Annotated in this window: 3 protein-coding genes; 2 read left to right on the top strand and 1 reads right to left on the bottom strand. The window is 49.1% G+C overall.

Annotated features, from left to right (window positions below; translation table 11 throughout):
* Window positions 1-1,491 (bottom strand): penicillin acylase family protein (locus tag ACYC56_RS13430; protein WP_461374682.1); only part of this gene is annotated, 1,491 nt, incomplete at its 3' end.
* Between the two features lie 271 nt (window positions 1,492-1,762).
* Here ACYC56_RS13430 and ACYC56_RS13425 point away from each other — a divergent pair.
* Together ACYC56_RS13425 and ACYC56_RS13420 are read left to right on the top strand one after the other, a co-directional pair.
* Entirely contained in the window at window positions 1,763-1,927 is a 165-nt protein-coding gene (locus ACYC56_RS13425) for a hypothetical protein (protein ID WP_461374681.1), read from the top strand.
* Between the two features lie 140 nt (window positions 1,928-2,067).
* A partial coding sequence (locus tag ACYC56_RS13420; protein ID WP_461374680.1) for a CaiB/BaiF CoA transferase family protein occupies window positions 2,068-2,577 on the top strand: 510 nt, incomplete at its 3' end.

The raw sequence follows: 2,577 nt of genomic DNA, 5'->3' as shown, positions 1-2,577 counted from the left end.
GGTCCCCAACCATCCCCTGTCCGGGTTATAAGACCCGGGCATCTTTTCAAAAGGGATCCAGCCGATCCAATTGTCCCGGCTGTCGTGAACGATATAGGGCAGGGTGCTTTCCCCCTGAGAACGGATGGGTAGTTTTCCGGAGGTCTGCCAGCCGATATTTCCTTTGGTGTCGGCAAATACAAAATTGAGACCGATCCAATTCACCTCTTTGAGGGCTTCCCGAATCTCATCAACCGACTTGGCTTGTTGGACCTTGTCCAACCCCAGAGAAGGGCTCATGGTTTCAAAAGGCGCCCAGCGGAGAGTGATTACTTTATCGGTTTTCAATCCGGGGAGGATCTCGGATACGACCGGGCCTCTTTTGGTTAACCTGATACGGAGCTTTTCTTTTCGATATCCTTCAGGGGCTTTCTTATCTTTGATCTTTAAGGTTTCTTCGATCCATTGAAAGGGCAGGGATACCCCGCCTTCCAGGTATCGATCGGGATCTTTGGGGTCAATGGTTTCGATATACAGGTCTTGCATGTCACCATAGCTGTTGGTCACCCCTACGGCGATATAATTGCTTCTTCCAATAACCAATGACGGAGTCCCTGGTATGCCGACCCCGACAAATCTTATATCCGGGGTGATGAGGCCGATGGGATACCAGGGACTCGGCATTATCCTGGTTTCCAAGTGAGGGTCATTGGCCAGGATAGGTTTTCTGCCCGGAGAAAATTTCGGACCCACCGCCCAGTTATTGCTGCCTATCTTCAGAGGACCCGGCTTCAGAAAAGACATCAGGCCCCGGTCGAGTCCGAGGTTCAAGCCGACGACTTTTTTGATCGATTTCCTGGAAATCTGCCGGGGATTTTTATGTTCATCGGGATTGATGTTGAGCGGAAAAATCTCTTTGGCTTTTTCCAAGCCAAGTTTCTCTACCAGCATTTGGGCGATGACCTCGGTCTGCAAATTGGCCGATGATCCCCAACTCACGTAATACATGATGGCCAGTGCATCTTCAATACGCCAGGGTTGCGGTTGAATACCGGCCAGTTTAAATTCCACAGGAAAAGACTCGGGGCTTTTTTTGATGTAGGTATTGATGCCATCCAGGTACCTTTGAAAATTCCGTCTGGTCGGGGCATCCAATAATCGGGCATGCTTTTGGGCCTGGCGAAAAAACCCGATGGTCCGCATTCTAATATCGATGGCCCGGACTTCCTTGCCGGCCATTTCCCCAAGACGTCCCTCGGAAAAAAGCCGGGTCAGCTCCATCTGGAACAATCGATCCTGGGCAGTGACAAACCCCTGAGCCAACAGGGCGTCATCCATGCTTTGGGCATAGATGTAGGCCATTCCTTTCTCGTCGCGCAAAACCGTCACTTTTCCCTTCAGTCCGGAAAGACTTAGATTTCCATCTCTCTGGTATCGGTTAGTGAAAAACCATCCGCCGAAAGCACCGGCCACGAGCAGAACCCCGATTATGATCCATAGCTTGATCTTCATCTTCCCATCCTCCTGATTCGGTTAAATGGTTGGCCTGCTGATAGAAGAACCCCTATGACTCCTTCCATTATTTCAAAAAGGTTTGGTCAGATTTTTTGAGGTTTAGATTATCCTGTAATACAGTATAAGACAACTGGAAAAAGCGGGATCAAGGAAAGAAGTGCTATTGTAATTAAAAATTAAAAGGTTGATAGAATAACAGGTCTCTTGCGCGTGACTTGACACACCCAAAAAATTGTGATTACCATGAAATTTTTAAAAAGAGAAAGTGATGACCTGGAAACCGGAGGTTGATGAGCTTGAATCCAGAAAAAGACTGGCCGAACAAATGGGAGGTCCGGAGGGAGTGGCCCGTCGGCGCAAACAAGGGATATTGTCGATCCCCGAGATACCCGGCCTCTTCTGTGCGAATTTATCGAGGAGGCGCAACAGGTGATTAAAACACAGCTTGGCCCCCCGAGCGCTCCCTACTTTCCCTGACGGACGAGTTGGTCGTTAAGGTTTTCATTTGATTTTTTTCATGGTAAGAAGAATGGAAAAAAGAAAAAATTAATCCTTGGGAGGTAATCTAAAAATATGGCGGGACCTTTAAAAAATTTAAAAATACTGGACCTCTCCTGGGCCTTGGCCGGACCGTTTGGAACGATGCTGCTCTCCGACCTGGGCGCTGAAGTGATCAAGGTTGAGAGGCCCGGTATTGGGGACATAGCCAGAACCCTCGAACCTTTTGTGGATTCGGTCAGCACTTATTTTTTCAGCGTCAATCGGGGCAAAAAAAGCATGGTGATCGACCTCAAAACGGAAAAAGGAAAAACGCTTTTCCTTAAGCTGGCGGCTGAATGTGATGTGTTGGTTGAGAATTTTACACCCGGGACCATGGATTCTCTCGGGCTGGGTTACGAAACCCTGAAGGCCCATAATCCCAGGCTGATTTACGCCGCTTGCTCGGGATATGGACAGACCGGTCCGGAGTCTCAAAAACCTTCTTTGGACGTTATCGCCCAGGGAAGATCCGGGGTTATGAGTATTACCGGTGAGGAAGGCCGGGACCCGGTACGAGTGGGCGTGTCTATAGCCGATCTTAGC

It is taken from the genome of Candidatus Aquicultor sp. (assembly GCF_054640775.1).
The sequence above is the reverse complement of the archived record's forward strand: the minus strand, read 5'-3'. Positions and strand labels throughout refer to the sequence as shown.